This is a genomic window from Pseudomonas sp. LBUM1640 (assembly GCF_059716225.1).
Genome location: NZ_CP166816.1, coordinates 3515975 through 3536838 on the forward strand (window position 1 = coordinate 3515975; position 20864 = coordinate 3536838).

19 protein-coding genes are annotated in these 20864 nt (G+C 58.8%); 9 read left to right on the top strand and 10 right to left on the bottom strand.

The features are described from left to right. Positions 1 to 16: 16 nt before the first annotated feature. Positions 17 to 1123, bottom strand: a complete 1107-nt coding sequence (locus ACA065_RS15740; RefSeq protein WP_497690462.1) for a sugar diacid recognition domain-containing protein — start codon at positions 1121 to 1123, stop codon at positions 17 to 19. A 161-nt stretch (positions 1124 to 1284) separates the two neighbouring features. On the opposite strand from ACA065_RS15740, the gene ACA065_RS15745 reads away from it, so the two are divergent. Beyond that, positions 1285 to 2595, top strand: coding sequence for an MFS transporter (locus ACA065_RS15745; protein ID WP_497690463.1), 1311 nt, complete (start codon positions 1285 to 1287; stop codon positions 2593 to 2595). A 128-nt stretch (positions 2596 to 2723) separates the two neighbouring features. On the opposite strand, the gene ACA065_RS15750 is transcribed toward ACA065_RS15745, so the two are convergent. Beyond that, on the bottom strand, positions 2724 to 3428 hold the full coding sequence (locus ACA065_RS15750) for an SDR family oxidoreductase (protein WP_497690464.1): 705 nt from the start codon (positions 3426 to 3428) through the stop codon (positions 2724 to 2726). Positions 3429 to 3529: 101 nt separating this feature from the next. Between ACA065_RS15750 and ACA065_RS15755 the strand changes: the two genes are divergently transcribed. Next, complete coding sequence (locus ACA065_RS15755; RefSeq protein ID WP_497690465.1) at positions 3530 to 4432, top strand: LysR family transcriptional regulator; 903 nt, start codon at positions 3530 to 3532, stop codon at positions 4430 to 4432. Positions 4433 to 4513: 81 nt separating this feature from the next. Further along, entirely contained in the window at positions 4514 to 5521 is a 1008-nt protein-coding gene (locus tag ACA065_RS15760) for an aldo/keto reductase (protein ID WP_497690466.1), read from the top strand. A gap of 39 nt (positions 5522 to 5560) precedes the next feature. On the opposite strand, the gene ACA065_RS15765 is transcribed toward ACA065_RS15760, so the two are convergent. Further along, the gene (locus ACA065_RS15765; protein WP_497690467.1) at positions 5561 to 6811 is read right to left on the bottom strand and encodes a dermonecrotic toxin domain-containing protein; all 1251 of its coding nucleotides are present in this window, start codon (positions 6809 to 6811) and stop codon (positions 5561 to 5563) included. 339 nt (positions 6812 to 7150) lie between these two features. Here ACA065_RS15765 and rarD point away from each other — a divergent pair, with 339 nt between their 5' ends. Then, positions 7151 to 8032 carry an EamA family transporter RarD gene (gene rarD, locus ACA065_RS15770; RefSeq protein WP_497690468.1) on the top strand — a complete coding sequence of 294 codons (882 nt, stop codon included), beginning with the start codon at positions 7151 to 7153 and terminating at the stop codon, positions 8030 to 8032. 57 nt (positions 8033 to 8089) lie between these two features. On the opposite strand, the gene hppD is transcribed toward rarD, so the two are convergent. Beyond that, positions 8090 to 9166, bottom strand: a complete 1077-nt coding sequence (hppD, locus tag ACA065_RS15775) for a 4-hydroxyphenylpyruvate dioxygenase (protein WP_497690469.1) — start codon at positions 9164 to 9166, stop codon at positions 8090 to 8092. A gap of 243 nt (positions 9167 to 9409) precedes the next feature. After that, positions 9410 to 10333, bottom strand: a complete 924-nt coding sequence (locus tag ACA065_RS15780) for a DMT family transporter (protein ID WP_497690470.1) — start codon at positions 10331 to 10333, stop codon at positions 9410 to 9412. A 76-nt stretch (positions 10334 to 10409) separates the two neighbouring features. On the opposite strand from ACA065_RS15780, the gene ACA065_RS15785 reads away from it, so the two are divergent. The 3 genes from ACA065_RS15785 (at position 10410) to ACA065_RS15795 (ending at position 13508) form a co-directional block, all read left to right on the top strand. Then, on the top strand, positions 10410 to 11279 hold the full coding sequence (locus ACA065_RS15785; protein ID WP_497690471.1) for a LysR family transcriptional regulator: 870 nt from the start codon (positions 10410 to 10412) through the stop codon (positions 11277 to 11279). 121 nt (positions 11280 to 11400) lie between these two features. Then, a complete protein-coding gene (locus tag ACA065_RS15790) occupies positions 11401 to 12942 on the top strand; it encodes an EAL domain-containing protein (protein WP_497690472.1) in 1542 nt (513 codons plus the stop codon). A gap of 200 nt (positions 12943 to 13142) precedes the next feature. Then, positions 13143 to 13508, top strand: coding sequence for a histone-like nucleoid-structuring protein, MvaT/MvaU family (locus tag ACA065_RS15795; protein WP_094952200.1), 366 nt, complete (start codon positions 13143 to 13145; stop codon positions 13506 to 13508). A gap of 110 nt (positions 13509 to 13618) precedes the next feature. On the opposite strand, the gene ACA065_RS15800 is transcribed toward ACA065_RS15795, so the two are convergent. Next, the gene (locus ACA065_RS15800; protein ID WP_497690473.1) at positions 13619 to 14155 is read right to left on the bottom strand and encodes a DUF4946 domain-containing protein; all 537 of its coding nucleotides are present in this window, start codon (positions 14153 to 14155) and stop codon (positions 13619 to 13621) included. Between the two features lie 198 nt (positions 14156 to 14353). On the opposite strand from ACA065_RS15800, the gene gloA reads away from it, so the two are divergent. Beyond that, a complete protein-coding gene (gloA, locus tag ACA065_RS15805; protein WP_448651187.1) occupies positions 14354 to 14875 on the top strand; it encodes a lactoylglutathione lyase in 522 nt (173 codons plus the stop codon). A 107-nt stretch (positions 14876 to 14982) separates the two neighbouring features. On the opposite strand, the gene ahpF is transcribed toward gloA, so the two are convergent. From ahpF to ACA065_RS15820, 3 genes are all read right to left on the bottom strand, one after another. Then, complete coding sequence (ahpF, locus tag ACA065_RS15810; protein WP_497690474.1) at positions 14983 to 16548, bottom strand: alkyl hydroperoxide reductase subunit F; 1566 nt, start codon at positions 16546 to 16548, stop codon at positions 14983 to 14985. A 142-nt stretch (positions 16549 to 16690) separates the two neighbouring features. Beyond that, positions 16691 to 17254: an alkyl hydroperoxide reductase subunit C gene (ahpC, locus tag ACA065_RS15815; protein WP_010210361.1), complete on the bottom strand. Its 564-nt coding sequence runs from the start codon at positions 17252 to 17254 to the stop codon at positions 16691 to 16693. 132 nt (positions 17255 to 17386) lie between these two features. Next, positions 17387 to 18319: a site-specific integrase gene (locus tag ACA065_RS15820; RefSeq protein WP_497690475.1), complete on the bottom strand. Its 933-nt coding sequence runs from the start codon at positions 18317 to 18319 to the stop codon at positions 17387 to 17389. Positions 18320 to 18489: 170 nt separating this feature from the next. Here ACA065_RS15820 and ACA065_RS15825 point away from each other — a divergent pair, with 170 nt between their 5' ends. Then, a complete protein-coding gene (locus ACA065_RS15825; RefSeq protein ID WP_497690476.1) occupies positions 18490 to 19497 on the top strand; it encodes a DNA-binding protein in 1008 nt (335 codons plus the stop codon). Here ACA065_RS15825 and gorA read toward each other — a convergent pair whose 3' ends face one another. Next, positions 19498 to 20856, bottom strand: a complete 1359-nt coding sequence (gene gorA / locus ACA065_RS15830) for a glutathione-disulfide reductase (RefSeq protein ID WP_497690477.1) — start codon at positions 20854 to 20856, stop codon at positions 19498 to 19500. Between the last annotated feature and the right edge of the window lie 8 nt (positions 20857 to 20864).

Here is a 20864-nt window from a genome sequence, read left to right on the forward strand (position 1 = left end):
GGGTGAGGTTTGTTGTTCATTCCGACAAAGCCTGGGGCAATAGCTGTACGCCGAGGTAGAGGGCGAGCATGCCGTCGAGGGTCAGCGGATCGACGCCGCTGAGTTCGGCGATGCGCTCCATGCGGTAGCGCAGGCTGTTACGGTGAATACCCAAGGCATCGGCACAGGCCTGGCTTTGGCCGTCGTGTTCGCACCAACTGCGCAAGGTGGCAAGCAGCTGGCCGTTCGTGTCCTTGGCCAAGACTTTGCGCAAAGGGTTGAGTAACTCATCCAGCGCATCGTCGTTACGATGACGCCACAGCATCACCGGCAGGCGATAGCGATTAAGGGTCAACAGCTGTGACTGGGGCAAAATATCCCGACCGTAAGCCAGCAAGTCGCCGACCCGCCGATAGCAACGGCGCAAACCTGCCAGGCCATCCGCTTGACCGCCGACAGCCACACGCAGGATGTTCCAACCCAGGCCCTGGAGTTTCTCCAGCAGCCGTGGGTTGTCGACTTGGGCCGCAGCTGGCCGGCACCACAACAGCGAAAACTGCGCCGAGCTCACGCACCAGCTGTCCGGGTAACGGCTGGTCAGCCAGGCGCTCAGTGCATCTGCCGATTGGCCTACGCCCAGTTCAAACAGATAGGGCGTGCGCGCCAGCTGCGGCTTGAGCCCCAGTTGTTGGGCCTCATCGACCAGGCGCGGCGAATCACCGCTTTCAGCCAGCAGCAACGCCAGCAAGTCATCACAACGCTGGCGCCGCCATTGTTGCTCAGCTTGCTGATGGCGTTGGCTGACCAACATCTCGGCCGTCATGCGTACCAGTTCGGCATACGTGCGCAACAGCTCGGGTTCGCCGGTAATGCCCAGCACGCCGATCAGGCGTTGATCGTGCATCAGTGGCAGGTTGATGCCGGGCTGCACGCCTTTGAGGTGCTTGGCGGTCTGGCCGTCGATTTCCACTACCCGGCCGTTGGCCAGGACCAGCTGCGCGCCTTCATGCCGGGTATTGATACGCTCGGGCTCGCCGCTGCCGAGAATCAGGCCCTGGCTGTCCATGACGTTGACGTTATAGGGCAGGATGGCCATGGTGCGATTGACGATATCCTGCGCCAAGTCATGATCCAGCTCGAACATGGGGCTAAATTCCTGAAAAAAGCGCGTTGTTCATAGGCACAGCGCAAACCCTGCCTGACTGTGCGCGAGCACAAAGACAGCGCCCCGCCAGGTGGCCGAGACTCATTGGGCGATCAACGTTACCTTCGCATCGCCAAAAATCATAATAAAGAGAGACTGCCATGTCACAGAGCGCCGCTGCCACACTGGCCACCGATGACGATAAAAACGCCATCTACAAGCGCATTACCCTGCGCCTGATCCCCTTCATTTTTATCTGCTACCTGTTCAACTACCTTGACCGGGTGAACGTTGGCTTTGCCAAGTTGCAGATGCTCGATGCATTGAAATTCAGCGAGACCGTCTACGGCCTGGGTGCCGGGATCTTCTTTATCGGCTACGTGCTGTGCGGCGTGCCAAGCAACCTGGCGCTGACCAAGTTCGGCCCACGGCGCTGGATTGCGCTGATGATGATCGTGTGGGGCACGCTGTCTACCTGCCTGTTGTTCGTGACTACACCGACGCATTTCTACGGCTTGCGCCTGCTGACCGGCGCCGCCGAAGCCGGCTTCTTCCCAGGTGTGGTGCTGTACCTCTCGCAGTGGTTCCCGACCTTCCGCCGTGGGCGCATCATGGCGCTGTTCATGTCGGCGATCCCGGTCTCCGGTTTGCTCGGCAGCCCGTTCTCCGGCTGGATTCTCAACCACTTCGCCGCCGGCCAAGGTGGCCTGGCTGGCTGGCAGTGGATGTTCCTGCTGCAAGGCATCCCAACCGTGATCCTCGGCGCCCTCGCCTACTTCCTGCTGAGCGACAGCTTTGCCAACGCCAAGTGGCTCACGCCGCATGAGCGCGCGGTGCTGGAAGCCGATCAAGCGACTGACCTGGCGAACAAGCCGAAAACCAGCACCGATTCCTTGGGCGAAGTGTTCAAGAACCCGGCCATCTGGGCGTTCGGCCTGATTTATTTCTGCATCCAGAGCGGCGTCTACGCCATCAACTTCTGGCTGCCGTCGATCATCAAGAACCTGGGCTTCAGCGATAACCTGGTGATTGGCTGGCTCAGTGCGATTCCGTATCTGCTGGCCGCGGTGTTCATGTTGCTGGTGGGCCGCTCCGCCGACTTGCGCAAGGAGCGTCGCTGGCACTTGGTGGTGCCGATGTTGATGGGCGCTGCCGGCCTGGTGATCGCGGTGAATTTCGCCACCACACCGGCAATTGCAATTCTCGGCCTGACCATCGCCACCATGGGCGCCCTCACCGGCCTGCCGATGTTCTGGCCGGTGCCGACCGCCATGCTCAGTGCGGGCGCAGCGGCAGGCGGCTTGGCACTGATCAACTCCATGGGCCAGATGGCCGGGTTCCTCAGCCCTTACATCGTAGGGTTTGTGAAGGATGCCACCGGGTCCACGGATATGGCGTTGTACTTGCTGGCGGCGGTGATTGTGGCCGGCAGTGTGTTGGCGCTGCGCATGACGCGGACCTTGAAGGTATAGCGCTTTTTCAGCAGCAATGAGATCAAAGTGGGCGGGCTTGCTCGCGAATGCAGTGTGTCAGCCACCGAATGTATTGACTGAACCATCGCTTTCGCGAGCAAGCCCGCTCACACATTTCTTTCCTGTGTTTACAACAGACCGCCGCCGTCGATGTCGATCACGGCGCCGGTCATGAAGCCATTTTCCATGGCCAGCACATAGCCCGCTGCCACCTCTTCAGCCTGCCCTACTCGCCCAACCGGTAACGCCCCACCGGCCTTGGCAAACATCGCCACGCGCTGTTCTTCTGCCAACCCTGCATAAGCGGGCGTATCGATCACCCCGGGGCTGATCACATTGACCCGGCGCGGTGCCAGTTCTTTCGCCAATTGCTTGCCCAGCGCCTCGGTTGCAGCGTTGATAGCGGTCTTGATGAACTGGCCAGGCGCCAACTTGCGGCCCAGTTGGCCCGAGGTCAGGCTGATGCTGCCGTGCTCGTCGAGAAATGGCAGCGCCCGTTGAATTGCGCGCAGCGAGCCCCAGAGCTTCACATTGAAATTGTCCTGGGCTTCGGCCAGGTCGGTTTCGATCAAGGGCTTGGCCCGCACCGACGGCCCGGAGGTAAAGACCAGATGGTCGAAACGCCCCACCGCCTCGAATAAACGCTGCAAGGACGCACTGTCGGTCACGTCGACCGGCTCGCTGCGTACACCGTTGTCGACACTGGACGTTAACCGGCGCCCGGCCAGCACCACCTGTGCGCCACGCGCTGCGGCGGCCTTGGCCACGGCGGCGCCGATACCGCTGCTGCCGCCAATCACGATGACGGTTTTACCGCTGAGGGAAGAGGTCATGGGGTAACTACCTGGCTGAGAAAGTGAGCGTTCATCTTCCCAGCTTGGCAATCACGGAAAAATCCCGGTAAAACGACAAGATCTTTAAAGGATTTTTACAAATGAGCTCAACCCTGGACCTTGAAGTGTTCGTGCGCACTGCCGACAACGGCAGCCTGTCGGCGGCGGCGCGCAGCCTCAACCTCACACCGGCGGCGGCGAGTATCGCGCTTAAACGCCTGGAGACCCGGCTGGGCATCCGCCTGCTCGCCCGCTCCACGCGCAGCATGCGCCTGACCGAAGAGGGGCGGCGCTATCTGGACAGCGTTCGGGTGGCCTTGGAAGCGTTGTCGGAAGGCGAGCAGGCAATCAAGCAGCAAGGCCAGAGCCTCAGTGGTTTATTGCAGTTGGCGGCGCCGTCTGATTTTGGCCGCAATGTGCTGCTGGGCTGGCTGGACGAATTCAAATGCGAACACCCGAACATCCGCTTGCAGTTGTTGCTCAACGACAGCAACGCCGATTTGTTCCGTGACACCGTCGACATTGCCCTGCGCTTTGGTGTGCCACGCGATTCGAGCCTGGTGGCGCTGCCCGTGGTGCCCGGCCACCACCGCATCCCCTGCGCCAGCCCCGACTACCTGGCGCGTCACGGCACACCCCACACGCCGGCGGATCTGGCGCAGCACAGCACGCTGCGCTACATGCGCCGAGGGCAGGCCAACAACACCTGGTATTTTCGCCAAGGCGCCGTGTTGCAGGAGGTCGAGGTGACGGGCGATTACCTGAGCGACGACGGCGAAATCGTGCGCCGCTGGGCCTTGGCCGGCCATGGCATCGCCTATAAAGCCCACCTGGACATTGCCAGCGATATCCGCGCCGGGCGCCTGGTGCCGCTGTTGCCCGACTGGCAAGGCGAGCCGACGCCTTTCAACCTGATGTGCCCGCACCGGCTGCAAGTGTCGGAACGGGTGAAAGTGCTGCACCGTTTTCTCCAGGCGCGCTGTCAGGCCTTGCTGAGCGCATGAACAAATGCGCCCAGGGCTTGTTCCAGAGCCCTCGAGTCTGCTATTGCATGGTTCACGTTTTCCTGCCATGAGGAGCTTTGCATGATTTATCGCACATTGGGCCAGTCCGGGTTGAAGGTCAGCGCACTGACCCTGGGCACCATGATGTTTGGCGAACAGACCAACACCGAAGACTCGCTGCGCATCATCGACAAGGCCTGGGACCAGGGCATCAATTTTATCGACACCGCCGACGTCTACACCGGCGGGCGCTCCGAAGAAATCGTCGGCGAGGCGATTGCCCGCCACCGTTCGGATTGGGTGGTGGCTTCCAAGGTCGCGATCGGCCCCACCGACGGCTTGCCCAACCGCAGCGGCTTGAGCCGCAAGCGCATTTTCAACGCCCTGGAAGCCAGCCTCACGCGCCTGGACACTGACTACCTGGACATCTACTACCTGCACCGCGAAGACCACGACACGCCGCTGGAAGTCACGGTGTCGGCCATTGGCGACCTGATCCGCCAGGGCAAGATCCGCTATTGGGGCCTGTCCAACTACCGCGGCTGGCGTATCGCCGAGGTCATTCGCGTGGCCGAGCGTCTGGGCGTGGACAAGCCGATCATCAGCCAGCCGCTGTACAACATCGTCAATCGCCAGGCCGAGGTCGAGCAGATCACCGCCGCGGCGGCCTACGGCTTGGGCGTGGTGCCTTATAGCCCGTTGGCGCGGGGTGTGCTCAGCGGCAAGTACGCACCCGACGTGAAACCCGAGGCCGGCAGCCGCGCGGCGCGCCAGGACAAGCGCATTCTGGAAACCGAATGGCGGGTGGAGTCGCTGCGCATCGCCCAGCAGATTCAGCAATACACCCAAGGACGTGGCGTGGGCATTGTCGAGTTTGCGATTGCCTGGGTACTGAATAACTCGGCGGTAAGCTCAGCGATTGTCGGGCCGCGTACGCAGGCGCAGTGGGATGCGTACACCGGGGCGCTGGATGTGAAGATCACGGCTGAGGATGAAGCATTTATTGACTCGCTGGTGACGCCGGGGCATTCGTCTACGCCAGGGTTTAATGATGTGAGCCATTTTGTATCGGGTCGTATTTCTCGATAATACAACCGCCCACATGACCTATGTGGGCAGCCTTGTTCGTTACGTGCGTAAGAAGTTTAAATCCGCTTTCACACCTAACCCATTGGCGGCATCTCTGGCCTCTTGCGCCGTCACAGGCTCTCGCCTCATCATCTTCGCCAATACCTCCGCGACAGCCCGGTAGGTGCCATAGGTAGGAACAAACCCTTGGGCCGTACTACCAAAATAGGAAAGTGCCTCGTCCATTTCACTCTTTGGCAGACCGAACACCCTACCGATATCATTATTTTTATTTAGAAAGAGCAATACGCCAGTGACTGGATTATCCAGACCTTGCTCTACAGAATCGGCAGTGCTTTTATCGACACCCAGCCCTTGAAGTAGCGTTGAAACGCCGGAAAATGGATGCTCAAGAAAGTTTGCGATCGCGTTGGTGCATAGCAGCGTGGGGTCATCACCAAAGGCGACCACTCTTAACTGTTGCAACGTGATTGGAACAAGCGGCAACTTACTGTTTGCACCGTTTATCAGGAAATAAAAGTTTCCTTTATCACCGGAGCCTAACAGGTGACCGCTCTTGTCGTACCGGTAAACCACTTTCTCCCCATCGGGTCTCACGCCACTGTAAGTGGGCCTGCCAGAATCGAGCGACTCCAACTGCTGATTGACGAGGCCATTGACATAAATAAAGGTTGTGGGGTTTTCACTTGACTGATCCAAGTGTTCAAACACATTCCCCATGATCTGTTTGCCGGGCCCCGTCAGCACCGTGCGCTGGCTGCCTTCAGGTGTGGATGCCAGCTCCAGGAGGTGTACCCTGACGGCAGCAGATTCTGTTTTGTCTGCAAAGTGGGCAAGAAATGCGTTAAGTGAGTCGGGTTTTTTCGCCAGGCTTTTCAAGAAACCATCCATTTCCTGATAGCTTTTGAACTCATAATTTGATTTAAAGCCCTTCTCCGGCATATACAGTACGAAGTTGACTTTGCCTGGCTCGATCGGTTCGCGCCTAACAAAAAACATGTCCTTGGCGTAATGAGGCCCCACGTTAAAGTTGGAAACAGTTACGCGAGGCTGAGTCGAAGGGTTTGGAGATACCGCCGCATCAAGCAGCTCTTTACCACCCGCCGTCAGTACACCGAGCTCTGTATCTCTCGCCAACGACTCAGAAAATGTTTTATAGACATCAAGTTTTTTCCAGGCAGGTGTGTTATCGGTAGGAAACGGCCGGCTTTCCCCAAATCGACCTATAATACCCGGCAGGGTGCTGAAGGTAGCTTGTGATGAACCATAATAGGGTGAGACGACGGTCATAAAATTCACTCTCTGTAGAATGCTAAAGCCCTAAACTTCCAGGTATGCTCTCCGCCAAGTTCTTGGTGAACGACAGAACGGAGAACACGCTTGAGGTCGCGATGAATACCTTCGTTCCATTAGTTGAGGTTTTCACATGACACACAGGGGTCATGTGAAACTTTCCGTGAAATACGACTTCTGGGTACGCTCACCAAGTGCCGTTGTACTTATGTGGAATTACCGTGGGAATTTGTTCCATTAGAGCGACGTAATTGATGTGACAAAAGCTGTCGCGCCCCCTATATTCCCCCCTGAATACCTCTTCTTTTTGAATAATTCGGCTTTCGCGAGGACAGTGTGTCTAAAGGTGTTGTGTTGTCGGTATTGGCCTCGGTGTTGTTTGCCGTGATGTATTACTTCACCTCGCTGCTCACGCCATTGAGCGGCCTGGAAATTTTCGGTTGGCGCATGCTGCTGACCGTGCCGTGCATGACGGTGTTCATGATCATCAGCGGCGAATGGCGCAGGGTGTGGGAACTGCTGCGAATGCTGGCGAGCAAACCGCGGCTGATCGGCGGTGTGCTGCTGTCGTCGGCGTTGCTGGGTGTGCAACTGTGGCTGTTTATGTGGGCACCGCTCAATGGGCGCAGCCTGGATGTGTCGGTGGGTTACTTCCTGCTACCGCTGACCATGGTGCTGACCGGGCGTCTGGTGTACGGCGAACGCTTGTCGCGCCTGCAGCAGATCGCGGTGTTTTTTGCCGCGCTCGGCGTGCTGAACGAGTTGTATCAGGCCGGTGGTTTTTCCTGGGCGACACTGGTGGTGATCATTGGTTACCCGATCTATTTTGTGGTGCGCAAATACCTGACCACCGATCACCTGGGCGGCTTATGGCTGGACATGGCGCTGATGCTGCCCGTGGCCTGGTGGTTTGTGCAGCACGGCGAACAAGGCTTTGCGGTGATGGATATTCATCCGAAGCTGTACGCGCTGATTCCGCTGCTGGGCGTGATCAGTGCCTCGGCGCTGGTGAGCTATATCGTGGCCAGCCGCTTGCTGCCTTTCAGCCTGTTCGGGCTGCTCAGCTACGTGGAACCGGTATTGCTGCTGGCGGTGGCGTTGATATTGGGCGAAGGCATCAAGGGCGGCCAGTGGCTGACCTATATCCCGATCTGGCTGGCGGTGATGGTGCTGGTGTACGAGGGTTTCAAGCACTTGGTGCGTCAGCGCAAAGCGTGATTGGCAGGCAATAAAAAGCCCGGCCGAGGGGTTAACCTCGGCCGGGCTTTTGTGCACTTAGTCGGCGGTCAAAACGCCACGACGCACCTGGTCACGCTCGATCGACTCGAATAGCGCCTTGAAGTTGCCCTCGCCAAACCCATCGTCGCCCTTGCGCTGGATGAATTCGAAGAACACCGGGCCCATCAGGGTCTCCGAGAAGATCTGCAGCAGCAGGCGCTTGTCGCCGGCAATCGACGAACCGTCGAGCAAAATGCCGCGTGCTTGCAGCTGGTCCACCGGCTCGCCGTGGTTCGGCAGGCGGCCTTCAAGCATTTCGTAGTAGGTGTCTGGCGGCGCGGTCATGAAGCGCATGCCGATCTTTTTCAACGCATCCCAGGTTTTAATCAAGTCGTCGGTGAGGAACGCCACGTGCTGGATGCCCTCGCCGTTGAACTGCATCAGGAACTCTTCGATCTGGCCGGCGCCCTTGGACGACTCTTCATTCAGCGGGATGCGGATCATGCCATCTGGAGCGCTCATGGCCTTGGAGGTCAGGCCGGTGTATTCGCCCTTGATGTCGAAGTAGCGCGCTTCGCGGAAGTTAAACAGCTTCTCGTAGAAGTTGGCCCAATAGACCATGCGCCCGCGATACACGTTGTGGGTCAGGTGGTCGATGACCTTGAGCCCGGCGCCCACCGGGTTGCGGTCCACACCTTCGAGGTACACGAAGTCGATGTCGTAGATCGAGCTGCCTTCGCCGAAACGGTCGATCAGGTACAGCGGCGCGCCGCCGATGCCCTTGATGGCCGGCAGGTTCAGCTCCATCGGGCCGGTTTCGATATGGATCGGCTGTGCGCCGAGTTCCAAGGCGCGGTTGTAAGCCTGTTGCGAGTCTTTGACACGAAACGCCATGCCACATACCGACGGGCCGTGTTCGGCCGCAAAGTACGACGCGAGGCTGTCGGGCTGATTGTTGAGGATCAGGTTGATCTCGCCCTGGCGATACAGGTGCACATTCTTGGAACGGTGGGACGCGACTTTGGTGAAGCCCATGATCTCGAAGATCGGCTCCAGGGTGCCGGGGGTTGGCGATGCGAATTCGATGAATTCAAAGCCCATCAGGCCCATTGGGTTTTCGTATTGGTCGGCCATTTTCGGCGCCTCATTCTTGTAGTGAACAAATAGTTATTTGCGAGCAAGGATGAGGTTGGAGGGCGGCGCACAGGAGAGGCCTCGCACGCTGCGGGCGAGGAAGTCACCAAAGATGAGGGGGGAGCCGAGTAGCTTCATGGTTACATCAGTCTCTGACGGCCGAGGCTTGCGTGAGCGCAAGTCCATATTCTTGTATGCGTAAATCGATTCTACACAGCGTAACAGTGTTTGTCCGCACTCTTATCAAAGCCCCAATGGCCGGGCCGGTGCAAGGGGTTTGTTGCACAGATAAATGCCCAGCAGGATCACCGCCCCACCCAGCAGCATCGGCGCGGTCAGTTGCTCACCCAACAACACAGCGCCACAGATGACCGCCGTCAGCGGGTTAAGCGCAATGAACACGCCGGCGCGGGTTGCGCCGATGCGGCGGATGCCGTCGTACCAGGCAATATAGGCCAGCGCTGAGCCGAAGATACCCAGGTAGAGCAGGCTGAGCAGTTGCGGCAGGTGAATGGCGCTCAAGGCACTTAAGCTGAGCTTGCCGCCGACGAGCGTGGTGATCGTCAGCATCGCCGTGCCCAACAGAATGGACCAGGTCACGGTTTGCAATGGCCCCAGGCTTTGGTTGAGGCTACGGGAAAACAGCGAGTACACGCCCCACCCCACCACGCAGCCGAAAATCAGCAAGTCGCCGCGCCAGGCATTGTCGGCGCCCTGCAACAGTTGCGGGTTGCGGCTGACGATGACCACGCCTGCGCCGCCCAGGCACAAGGCAATGCCCAAGCATTTGGCCGCGCCCAAACGCTCCTTGTACAGCAGCCACGCAGCCAGGCCGATCACCGCCGGGTTTAACGCGACGATCAGCGACGCCCGCGATGCGTTGATGTATTGCAGGCCGTAAAAGAAACACAGGTTGTAGAAAAAAATGCCGAAGAACCCCAGCATCGCCAATTGCACGAGCTGCGCCACACTGGGCCGAGCCAGGCGCACCCGCGCAAAGGCCATGAACCCCAGCAGCGCTGCACTTGCCAGCACAAAACGCAACGTCGCGGCCAGCAGCGGGTCAACGTCAGCGGCCAGGTAGCGGCCTGCCACGAAGGTCGCGCCCCAGATCATGGTGACAGCGGCAAGCTTGAGGTAGGTCAGGCGGTCGGTCGAAAGCGTCATCGGCGGTGCTCTGTGAGTGTCAGGATTGGGGTATCCTCTGGCTAATGACAGGTCATTGTAAAATGAGTAAACACTCATGACGCTCACGCAACTGGAAATCTTCTCTCGGGTGGCCGAGCTGCAAAGCTTCACTCACGCCGCCCACCGCCTGGGCATCAGCCAGTCAGCCGTGTCCCATGCGATCAAGGCCCTTGAACAGGCGTTGGGCGTCGAACTGTTTCGGCGCCATCAGTCCCAAGTCGAACTCAGTGATATCGGCCAGCAACTGCTGATGCGCGCACGCACGCTCTTGGGCGTTGCCGATACCCTGCAACAGGAAGCCTCGGATGCCCGTGGCATGAAGCGTGGCACCCTGCGCATCGGTTCGTTCGGCCCAACCTCGTCCAATCGCCTGCTGCCGCGCATTCTCAAGCAGTTCAGGCGCGAGCATCCGGGCATTGAAGTGCATGTGGATGAAGGCCCGGACCGCCAAGTGACCCAGTGGCTGGATGAGCGACGTATCGACGTAGGTTTTGTGGTGCTGGGACAGGAGCGTTTCGATACGTTTGCGCTGTTCCAGGACCAGATGGTTGCGCTGCTTCCCGCCGCACACCCGCTGGCCGCGCAGCCTTGCGTGGAATTGAAGGCGCTGTGTGACGACCCGTTCATTCTTACCGACGCCGGCTCGCAGGAGCTGGTCTCGCGTTTATTCAGTGCCGCGCAGTTGACACCGAATGTGCGTTACCGATGCTCGCAACTGCTCAGCACCCTGGAGGCAGTCAGCCGAGGCGACGGCGTGAGTGTGGTGGCGCAGGCGTCGCTGCCCGAGGCGCCGAACGCGCGTTACCAGGTGCGCCCGCTCTCGCCACCCGTCAGTCGTGACATCGGCCTGGCGGTGCTGGATCAACGTCAGTCGACGCCCGCGACCCTTGCGTTTATTCACTTGGCACAAGGCATTGATTTCTAGTGCTGCCGACTAGCCGAACGGTCAGGTATGGCGAGCTTATTTCGGCCACGCCATCTATCATCCAATTATTCTGATCAGCGCCTTCAGTGCTTTTCCCACCCTGTGACAGGCCGTTCCTCCCATGCCCCTGACCGTCAACGGCCCGCGCAAACGCGCTACCCGCTACTTGATCACAGCGTTCAGCGGCGTGCTGCCGATCGCATTGGGCATCGTCATCCTGTATTGGCAGGCTGAACGCACGCTGCAACAAAGCACTGCGCAGACTGCCCAGGAGGCTGTGCGCCAGTTTGACCTGATGCTCAACAACACCGCCCTCGCCGCCCAAACCTTGCTGCCACTGGCAGGCCAGCCGTGTGACAACGGCGCGCAACTGGCGCTGCGTGAACAAGTCACGCGTCGGCCCTTTGTGCGGGCAACCACGCTGTCCTGGCAGAAAAACATCTATTGCAGCTCGCTGTTCGGGGGTAACTACCAGTCGCCCGTCAACCCGGATGATTATGTGGACGGCACGCTGTGGTTAATGAACGGCAACCCGGTAACACCGGACACTGCGCTGCTGGTTTACCGCTTGGTCGACGGTGACAAGGCGGCGTTCGCCTCGGTTGACGGCTACCACCTGACCAACGCGCTGCGCCTGATAAGCCGCTACACAGACCTGGTTCTGCAAGTGGGGCCCAACTGGCTGGACGCCGACGGCAAGGTACACAACACGCCGGTGCCGGAGTTTGCCGTGGCCCATCATTATCTGGCTTCAGAGCGCTATCACTACAGCGTCGAGGCCGGCATGCCGTCCGGTGAAGTGTGGCGCTATATGGAAGCACGCTACCCGGCGCTGTTCAGCCTGCTGGTGTTCTTTGGTGTGCTGGCAGGCGTGCTTGCGCACTGGCTGCAAAAGCGCTCGTCCGCGCCGACCCATGAGTTGCAGCGCGCCTTGGGCGCCAACGAGTTCATCCCGTATTTCCAGCCTGTGGTGCGTGGTGATACGCGTGAATGGGCCGGCTGTGAAGTGCTGATGCGTTGGCAGCATCCGAAGGAAGGCTTGGTGCGCCCTGACTTGTTTATACCATTGGCGGAGCATTCCGGGCTGATTGTGCCGATGACCCGCGCCTTGCTGCGCCAGACGGCTGAACAACTCGCCCCGCATGCCGCGCGCTTCAGTCCGGGCTTTCATATCGGCGTGAATATCACCGCACGCCACTGCGAGGACCTGGACCTGGTTGAGGACTGTCGAGTGTTTTTGGCCGCGTTCGAGCCTGGCCAGGTCACGCTGGTGCTGGAGTTGACCGAGCGGGAGCTGATCAAGCCAACCGATATCACCCGTCGCCTGTTCGACGCCCTGCATGAACTGGGGGTGATGATTGCGATTGATGACTTTGGCACCGGCCATTCCAGCCTGGGTTACTTGCGCAACTTCAATGTCGATTACTTGAAGATCGATCAAAGCTTTGTGGCCATGATTGGTGCGGATGCACTCTCGCGGCATATTCTCGACAGTATCATCGAACTCTCCGGCAAGCTGGACCTGGGCATCGTTGCCGAGGGGGTGGAAACAGCCGAGCAGTGCGACTATCTGGCGGCACACGGTGTGGATTTCCTGCAAGGTTACCTGTTTGGTCGGCCGTTACCGTGTGAAGAATTCATTAAGTCGCTGAGCAGCCATTGAATAGCCACCTACTGCGCTTGATGAAATAATCTTATTTAGGCAAAAGACGTGATTTACTCGTGGGGCATTAACTACTACAATTTTTCCTGCCTGTGCTGAACTCGCAGAAAGGCCTCTTTCTTTGAGTCACCTTATAAGCGCTTGGCTTATTGCTTTGTCTGCAGTTGATGTCAGCAAACACCATTATTGGAGTATAGATTTTGTCCAGACTCGCCGAATTTCGCGCAGCAGAAAAAGCCCTTCAAGAGCAGCTTGCCCAGCTGGAATCTTTGAAGAACGACGCCGGCCTGAAGAAAGAAATCGAATTTGAAGAAAAGCTGCAGGGCTTGATGAAGCACTATGGCAAAGGCCTGCGCGACATCATCTCGATCCTTGATCCAAACCCTGGCAAGGCCGGCGCCACGCTCGCCGCTGCACCAAAACAGCGCCGCGCACGCGTGGTCAAAGTGTATAGCAACCCGCACACCGGCGAGCTGATCGAAACCAAAGGCGGCAACCACCGCGGCCTGAAAGCCTGGAAAGAACAGTATGGCGCCGCCACTGTAGATTCCTGGCTGCGCGGCTGATCGCAACGCACTAACAAAACGCCCCGCCTACGCGGGGCGTTTTGTTTAAAGGTTCGAAAACGAACTTAACGCCCCGCTCACTTCGTTCAACATCGATCAACCTACTGCATTCAAAGTTTCAGGCTGTCGCGTACCGAACCGACTTCTTCCTTGCTGGCCTCGTAGGCTTCAGCTTGGCCGGCGTATGAAAAAACATAGGCTTTATCGGTATCGATTGCGCCGACCAATGTTTGCGACAACACGTGTCGCCCGTTCTCAGTAATCACGCAAGTAGTTTCCAGTGCGTCAAGACGGCTCAATGTGCTGGGGTGCATCTTGCTGCACACGCTTTGGTAACCGCTTTGCGCAAAGTCTTTCTGGATCGATTTGCGCATGTCCAGCAATACACCTTGAAGATTAACTTTGTGCCCAGCCTCTATCGGTGTGCCGGTTAACTCCATGACCATCAAGGTGTTGCCATTTTCGTCGTTCTTGATCGCGCGCTGGCGCGACACGGCTTGGGGTTTTATGGGCGCCTCGCCATCCGATTCCACTTCTTCGACTTGCCAGCCGCTGGGCCAATGAACTTCCGGGTCGGCCGCGGTCACAAATGGGCTGACCAACAGGAAACACATAGAGCTCAACAGCGATTTACGAAATTCAATCATTACGAAAAACACCCAAGGGTCAAGCGCCAAAGTTTGAGCCCGACACCTGCTGGTCGCAAGCGCTGCGTGACCTTTTTCATTTGGCGCCGTGGGCGGGCCTTGCGTATCATGGCTCGGCTGCAGGGATGCTTGCCGCAAGCCAACGGACCGCGCCTATTATTTCAAGTCGCGTTTGCCCCATTTTTTTCTGGAGGGCCCATGAGCCTGCACGATCTGAACACTTTCCCGGGCGTCACCGCCCAACCTGACACCGCCACCGCGAACTTCGTGTTCAACCACACCATGCTGCGGGTCAAGGACATCACCAAGTCGCTGGATTTCTACACCCGCGTGCTGGGTTTTTCCCTGGTGGAAAAGCGCGACTTCCCGGAAGCCGAATTCAGCCTGTACTTCCTGGCCCTGGTCGACAAGGCCCAGATCCCGGCCGACGCCGCCGAGCGCACCCAGTGGATGAAGTCGATCCCGGGCATCCTGGAACTGACCCACAACCATGGCACCGAAAACGATGCCGACTTTGCCTACCACAACGGCAACACTGACCCGCGTGGCTTTGGCCACATCTGCATCTCGGTGCCGGATATCGTCGCCGCATGCGAGCGTTTCGAAGCCCTGGGCTGCGATTTCCAGAAGCGCCTGAGCGATGGCCGCATGAAAAGCCTGGCCTTCATCAAGGACCCGGATGCGTACTGGGTTGAGATTATCCAGCCAGCACCGATGTAAGCCTACTTTGTGACGCGGCGCGTCACCGCAGGCATACCACTCGAAGAGTGGGAACGACAAAAAAACCCCATGATCACTCATGGGGTTTTTCATTTGCGGGCCCGGATTTACGCCGGTGCGGAAGTGCGGATCAGGTGATCGAAAGCACTCAGGGAAGCCTTGGCGCCCTCACCTACCGCGATCACGATCTGCTTGTACGGCACAGTCGTTACGTCGCCGGCGGCAAATACACCGGGCAGTGAAGTCTCGCCACGCGCATCGACAATGATCTCGCCGCGCGGGGTCAGTTCTACAGTGCCTTTGAGCCAGTCAGTGTTGGGCAGCAGACCGATCTGCACAAAGATGCCTTCCAGGTCGATGGTCTTGAACTCACCGCTGTCGCGATCCTTGTACGCCAGGCCGGTGACTTTCTGGCCATCGCCTTTGACTTCACTGGTCAGCGCGCTAGTAATCACGTCGACGTTCGGCAGGCTGTAGAGCTTGCGCTGCAACACAGCGTCGGCGCGCAACTTGCTGTCGAACTCCAGCAGGGTCACGTGGCTGACGATACCGGCCAGGTCGATGGCTGCTTCAACGCCGGAGTTGCCGCCGCCGATCACTGCCACACGCTTGCCTTTGAACAACGGGCCGTCGCAGTGCGGGCAGAAGCACACGCCCTTGGCTTTGTATTCCTGCTCGCCTGGCACACCCATTTCGCGCCAGCGGGCGCCCGTGGCCAGGATCAAGGTCTTGGACTTGAGCGTCGCACCGCTTTCAAAGCGAATCTCGTGCAAGCCGCCGGCGTTTTTCGCCGGAACCAAGCTGCTGGCACGTTGCAGGTTCATGATGTCCACGTCGTACTGACGCACGTGGGCTTCAAGGGCGCTGGCCAGTTTAGGACCTTCGGTCTCTTGCACCGAGATGAAGTTCTCGATGGACATGGTGTCCAGCACTTGCCCGCCAAAGCGTTCAGCTGCCACGCCGGTGCGGATACCTTTACGTGCGGCGTAGATGGCGGCTGCCGAACCGGCGGGGCCACCGCCGACGACCAGTACATCAAAGGCGTCTTTGGCACTGATTTTCTCGGCAGCTTTTTCGATACCGCTGGTGTCGAGCTTGGCGAGGATTTCTTCCAGGCCCATGCGGCCCTGGCCAAAATTCACACCATTGAGGTAGACGCTTGGCACCGCCATAACCTGGCGCTCATCGACTTCAGCCTGGAACAGCGCGCCGTCGATGGCGACGTGACGGATGTTCGGGTTGAGCACGGCCATCAGGTTCAGCGCCTGGACCACGTCCGGGCAGTTCTGGCAGGACAGCGAGAAGTACGTCTCGAAGCTGAACTCGCCTTTAAGGGCGCGGATCTGTTCAATCACTTCGACACTGGCCTTCGACGGGTGGCCACCGACTTGCAGCAGGGCCAGCACCAACGAAGTAAATTCATGGCCCATTGGGATGCCGGCGAAACGCAGGCTGATATCCGCACCCGGGCGGTTGATGGAGAACGATGGCTTGCGCGCATCATCGCCATCGGTTTTCAGGGTGATCAGCGTGGTGAGGCTGGTCACGTCCTGCAAAAGGGCAAGCATTTCCTGGGATTTCGCACCGTCGTCGAGGGAGGCGACGATCTCGATCGGCTGGGTGACCCGTTCCAGGTATGACTTCAACTGAGCTTTAAGATTGGCGTCCAACATACGGGCGATTTCCTATTAATTCGGTTTATTGCAGACAAAAAAACGCCCGAGCGAATCTCGCCCGGGCGTTTTGGGGGCGGAAGCTGCTTACTTAGGTGCGGTAGTCCCGCGCCGCTTTCTCAAGAGCAGGTATTTCACAGACTTAGATCTTGCCGACCAGGTCGAGGGACGGAGCCAGAGTCGCTTCGCCTTCTTTCCACTTGGCTGGGCACACTTCGCCTGGGTGGGCAGCAACATACTGAGCAGCCTTGATTTTGCGCAGCAGCTCGGAAGCGTCACGGCCAACACCGCCGTCGTTCAGTTCAACGATCTTGATCTGACCTTCTGGGTTGATCACGAATGTACCGCGGTCAGCCAGGCCAGCTTCTTCGATCAGCACGTCGAAGTTGCGGGAGATGGTCAGGGTTGGGTCGCCGATCATGGTGTACTGGATTTTGCCGATGGCTGGCGAAGTGTTGTGCCAGGCAGCGTGAGCAAAGTGGGTATCGGTGGAAACGCTGTAGATTTCGACGCCCAGCTTCTGGAATTCGGCGTAGTTGTCAGCCAGGTCTTCCAACTCAGTTGGGCAAACGAAAGTGAAGTCGGCTGGGTAGAAGAACACGACGGACCATTTGCCTTTCAGGTCAGCGTCCGACACGTCTACGAAGTTGCCGTTTTTGTACGCGGTAGCTTTGAACGGTTTTACTTGGCTGTTGATGATAGGCATCGATGACTCTCCGTCAGGGTTAAGAAGTTGATGAGGTGAATCCTACCGACTCTTTCGGTCGATGGCTCATTGGCAAACCTGATGCTGACGATTGGTTTTCTCTATCAGGTAACTGTATTAATAGAAGAAATCTCAAATCAGCGGCTGGGTCGCCAAGGTCATCCCGAGAAAGGGCGTCGCTTCAACATAGCGCATTGCCGATTTCATGTCGTTCCAACCGACATAACTCATCAGTGACTTCAAGTCCCAGCCACTGCGATGGGCCCAGGTAGCAAAGCCGCGGCGCAGCGAGTGGCTGGTGTACAGGTCGGCAGGAATGCCAGCGCGCTCCAGCGCTTGACGCAACAGTGGGATCACGCTGTTGGGGTGCAGGCCCTCCTCGCCCAGGTTGCCCCAGCGATCAATCCCACGAAACACCGGGCCACGCACCAGGCCCGAAGCGCTCAGCCAGTCGCTGTAGGCTTGCACCGGGCACAGGCGCAATAACGCCGGGGTCTGGTAGGTCTTGCCGAGGTTGTCGCGGTCACTTTTGCTGCGCGGCAAGTACAAGCTGATGCCGGCGCCCGGCACTGCTTGCACATGCTCGATGTTCAGGCGGCACAACTCATCACTGCGAAACCCCCGCCAGAAGCCCAACAGGATCAATGCAGTGTCGCGCTTGGCGCGTAGCAGCTGTGCTAAGTCCTGGTCTTGGCTCGCCTGAAGCGCTTCTGCCTCCAGTGAAGCAACGACTTGTTCGAGATGCTTGACCTGCAGCGGCTCTGCTTGCTTCTCCTGCGCCGGGTGCACGGCGCGAATGCCCTTGAGCACCTTGCGCACCACCGGTGCCTTGGTCGGGTCAGGGAAACCTTGGCTGGCGTGCCACTGCGCGAGTGCTGAAAGCCGCAATTTCAGGGTGTTGACCGCCAGCACGCCGGCATGCGCCACCAGGTAGCGAGCCACGCTGTCGCTGGTAGCGGGCAGGAACCCGCCCCAACTCACTTCGAAGTGCTCGATGGCCGCACGGTAACTGCGGCGTGTGTTATCGCGGGTGGCGGCGTTGAGATACCGATCCAGATCGCTCATGAAAGGCCCATTCGTACTGCTACAGGGTGAATCCGCGCTTAAAACGGCTATGACACGGGATAATACGCCAATATCCCACCTGTTAAATCAACAATTTAAACGCACTTTCGTTCATGTTACAGTATGTATCTACATACCCTGTACCACAGTACGAAATCGACGGAGACCCCATGGCGCGCGGCGGCATAAACAAAGCAGTAGTTCAAACGGCACGCTTGGCAATCCTGGCCCGTGGCGAAAACCCCAGCATCGATGCGGTGCGTATCGAGATGGGCAACACCGGCTCGAAAACCACGATTCATCGCTACTTAAAGGAGCTGGACGACAGCGAAAGCCGGCTGACCATCACCGAGGCGCCGATTGATGACGAGCTGGGCGAACTGGTCGCACGCCTGGCCCAACGCCTTAAAGACAAAGCCCAGGAGCCCATCGACCTGGCCCTGGCACACTTCGAACAGCACAAAGCCGCCCTGCTCGCCCAGCTAGAAACGCTGGAGACAGCTCACACCGAGCTCAAACAGCAATTTGAAATCCAGGCTTGCGCACTGGCAGAAGAAAGCGCCGCCCTGCAAACCGCCAGCACCAGCCTGCAAACCGAGCAAACCCGCAACGCCGGGCTCAGCCAGGCGTGCTGCGATTACGAGCTACGTATCAGCGACAAAGACGAGCAGATTCGCTCACTGGAAGAAAAGCACCTGCACGCCCGGGATGCCCTGGAGCATTACCGCACTGCGATCAAGGAGCAGCGCGAGCAGGAACAGCGCCGCCATGAAGGCCAGGTGCAACAGGTGCAGGCGGAACTGCGCCAGGCCCAGCAAAGCGCGATGGTGCGTCAGGATGAGATCACGCAGCTGCATCGTGACAATGAGCGACTGCTGATCGAGCACCGCGTGACCGCGAAGGAATTGGCCGCTTTGCAGGAACAAACCCGCAAAGACCAAGCCGTGCAGCACAAGCTCAGCGAACAGGTGAGCCTGATTGAAAGCGAACGCACCTTGCTTCAGGAGCGCCTACGGGTTGCCGTGCTGGAAAGCCAGTCACGCCAGCAAGCACTGACCGAGCACCAGCAGAGCAACAAGAGCCTGGAGCTGGACCTTATCAAGGCTCAGGCCAGTATCGAGGCATTGCGCCTGGCGGCTGCCGTTGCAGCAGCGCCAGAAGCAACCCCGCAAGGCTGATCAGCCAGCCACAGGCGTGCGCATGGTGACGAATTCTTCCGCCGCCGTGGGATGCACGCCGATGGTTTCATCGAAATGCTGCTTGGTCGCGCCCGCCTTGAGCGCGATCGCCAGGCCTTGCACGATTTCGCCAGCGTCCGGCCCGACCATGTGGCAACCCAGCACCTTGTCGGTGTCGGCGTCGACCACCAGTTTCATCAAGGTTTTTTCCTGGCAGTCGGTCAACGTCAGCTTCATCGGCCGGAAGCGGCTTTCGAAGACCTGTACCTTGTGGCCGTTCTTCTTCGCCTCTTCCTCGGTGAGGCCGACGGTGCCGATGTTCGGCAGGCTGAACACCGCCGTCGGGATCATCGCGTAGTCAACCGCACGATACTGCTCAGGCTTGAACAGGCGACGTGCCACCGCCATGCCTTCGGCCAGGGCGACTGGCGTTAATTGCACACGACCAATCACATCGCCGAGCGCCAGGATCGACGGCTCGGCGGTCTGGTACAGGTCATCCACTTCAACAAAACCACGCTCGTCCAACTTGACGCCGGTATTTTCCAGGCCCAGGTTGTCCAGCATCGGGCGACGGCCAGTGGCGTAGAACACACAGTCTGCTTCGAGTACGCGGCCATCTTTCAAGGTGGCCTTGAGGCTGCCGTCCGCTTGCTTGTCGATGCGCTGGATATCGGCATTAAATTGCAGGTCCAGGCCACGCTTGGTCAATTCTTCCTTCAGGTGCGTGCGCACCGAACCATCAAAGCCGCGCAGGAACAGATCGCCGCGATACAGCAGCGTAGTCTGTGCGCCCAAACCATGGAAAATACCCGCGAACTCGACAGCAATGTAACCGCCGCCGACTACCAGCACACGTTTAGGCAGCTCCTTCAGGAAGAACGCCTCGTTGGAGCCAATCGCGTGTTCATGCCCCGGGATTTGCGGGATCTGCGGCCAGCCGCCCGTTGCGATCAGGATGTGTTTGGCGGTAAAGCGTTCGCCGTTAATCTCTACCTGGTGCGGATCCACCACACGCGCATGGCCTTCATGCAGGGTCACGCCGCTGTTGACCAGCAGGTTACGGTAGATGCCATTGAGGCGGTTGATTTCGCGGTCCTTGTTGGCGATCAAGGTCGCCCAATCAAAATTCGCCTCACCCAGCGACCAGCCAAAACCGCTGGCTTGTTCGAAGTCCTCGGCGAAATGCGCACCGTACACCAACAGTTTTTTTGGCACGCAGCCGACGTTAACGCAGGTGCCGCCCAGGTAACGGCTTTCCGCCACAGCCACCTTGGCGCCAAAACCAGCAGCAAACCGCGCCGCGCGAACACCGCCGGAACCGGCGCCAATTACATACAGGTCAAAATCGTAGGCCATTTCACTCT

Coding starts and splice junctions, on each gene's coding strand:
- ACA065_RS15765 (WP_497690467.1), bottom strand. CDS start 6,811: ATGACCGTCGTCTCACCCTATTATGGTTCATCACAAGCTACCTTCAGC.
- ahpF (WP_497690474.1), bottom strand. CDS start 16,548: ATGTTGGACGCCAATCTTAAAGCTCAGTTGAAGTCATACCTGGAACGG.
- ACA065_RS15800 (WP_497690473.1), bottom strand. CDS start 14,155: ATGATTGAATTTCGTAAATCGCTGTTGAGCTCTATGTGTTTCCTGTTG.
- hppD (WP_497690469.1), bottom strand. CDS start 9,166: ATGGCCGACCAATACGAAAACCCAATGGGCCTGATGGGCTTTGAATTC.
- gorA (WP_497690477.1), bottom strand. CDS start 20,856: ATGGCCTACGATTTTGACCTGTATGTAATTGGCGCCGGTTCCGGCGGT.
- ACA065_RS15755 (WP_497690465.1), top strand. CDS start 3,530: ATGAGCTCAACCCTGGACCTTGAAGTGTTCGTGCGCACTGCCGACAAC.
- ACA065_RS15790 (WP_497690472.1), top strand. CDS start 11,401: ATGCCCCTGACCGTCAACGGCCCGCGCAAACGCGCTACCCGCTACTTG.
- ACA065_RS15745 (WP_497690463.1), top strand. CDS start 1,285: ATGTCACAGAGCGCCGCTGCCACACTGGCCACCGATGACGATAAAAAC.
- ACA065_RS15820 (WP_497690475.1), bottom strand. CDS start 18,319: ATGAGCGATCTGGATCGGTATCTCAACGCCGCCACCCGCGATAACACA.
- ACA065_RS15785 (WP_497690471.1), top strand. CDS start 10,410: ATGACGCTCACGCAACTGGAAATCTTCTCTCGGGTGGCCGAGCTGCAA.
- gloA (WP_448651187.1), top strand. CDS start 14,354: ATGAGCCTGCACGATCTGAACACTTTCCCGGGCGTCACCGCCCAACCT.
- ACA065_RS15825 (WP_497690476.1), top strand. CDS start 18,490: ATGGCGCGCGGCGGCATAAACAAAGCAGTAGTTCAAACGGCACGCTTG.
- ACA065_RS15740 (WP_497690462.1), bottom strand. CDS start 1,123: ATGTTCGAGCTGGATCATGACTTGGCGCAGGATATCGTCAATCGCACC.
- ACA065_RS15750 (WP_497690464.1), bottom strand. CDS start 3,428: ATGACCTCTTCCCTCAGCGGTAAAACCGTCATCGTGATTGGCGGCAGC.
- ahpC (WP_010210361.1), bottom strand. CDS start 17,254: ATGCCTATCATCAACAGCCAAGTAAAACCGTTCAAAGCTACCGCGTAC.
- ACA065_RS15760 (WP_497690466.1), top strand. CDS start 4,514: ATGATTTATCGCACATTGGGCCAGTCCGGGTTGAAGGTCAGCGCACTG.
- ACA065_RS15780 (WP_497690470.1), bottom strand. CDS start 10,333: ATGACGCTTTCGACCGACCGCCTGACCTACCTCAAGCTTGCCGCTGTC.